Raw genomic sequence first — 776 nt, forward strand, 5'->3', positions numbered from 1 at the left:
CGATAGCAAATACCACTCAGGGTGTGGCTGGCCCAGCTTTGATAAAACAATCAGCGACACCGCGCTGACCGAGACGCTTGATTTGTCACACGGCATGCGACGCATTGAGGTTACTTGCAGCAACTGCGGCGGGCATTTAGGTCACGTTTTCCCCGATGGCCCAAGAGAGACGACAGGCATAAGATATTGCATTAACTCTATCGCCATTGATTTTAAACCCAATTAACACCAACCACTTGCAATCAGTTTGGAGATTTTTATGTCTAGCATCTATGAATTTACCGCCAATGATTTGACTGGTAATGTCGTACATTTTAAGGACTTTGAAGGTAAGGTTCTGCTTATCGTAAACACTGCAAGCAAGTGCGGCTTTACACCACAATTTGCAGGATTGCAAGAATTACACGCCAAATACCACGACAAGGGCTTGGTCGTGATTGGCTTTCCCTGCAATCAATTCGGTGCACAGGAACCTCACGAAGGCGCAGAGATTGGTGAGTTCTGTCAAAAGAACTACGGCGTGGACTTCCTTATGATGGATAAAGTGGATGTGAACGGTGATCATACCCATCCAATTTTTAATTTTCTAAAGCATGAGCAAGGCGGTATCTTGACCGATGCGATCAAGTGGAATTTTACCAAATTCTTGGTGGGTCGTGACGGTAAAGTACTGGATCGTTACGCACCGACCACCAAGCCACAAGACTTAGAAAAAGACATTCAGGCAGCTTTGGCGTAGTTACATTTTTTAAAATTATTTTAAAATCAATATTTTA

The 776-nt window shown here is 43.9% G+C and carries 2 protein-coding genes; both read left to right on the forward strand.

Going from position 1 to position 776, the window contains the following annotated elements:
• A partial coding sequence (locus GY683_RS08920) for a peptide-methionine (R)-S-oxide reductase (RefSeq protein WP_297288392.1) occupies positions 1-226 on the forward strand: 226 nt, incomplete at its 5' end.
• Positions 227-259: 33 nt separating this feature from the next.
• The gene (locus tag GY683_RS08925) at positions 260-739 is read left to right on the forward strand and encodes a glutathione peroxidase (RefSeq protein ID WP_297288393.1); all 480 of its coding nucleotides are present in this window, start codon (positions 260-262) and stop codon (positions 737-739) included.
• The last annotated feature ends 37 nt before the right edge of the window (positions 740-776 follow it).

This window comes from Moraxella sp. (assembly GCF_024227015.1).
GTDB lineage: Bacteria > Pseudomonadota > Gammaproteobacteria > Pseudomonadales > Moraxellaceae > Moraxella.

Bases quoted from the DNA above. Each gene is read 5' to 3' on its own strand.
- GY683_RS08925 (WP_297288393.1), top strand. From the start codon at position 260: ATGTCTAGCATCTATGAATTTACCGCCAATGATTTGACTGGTAATGTC.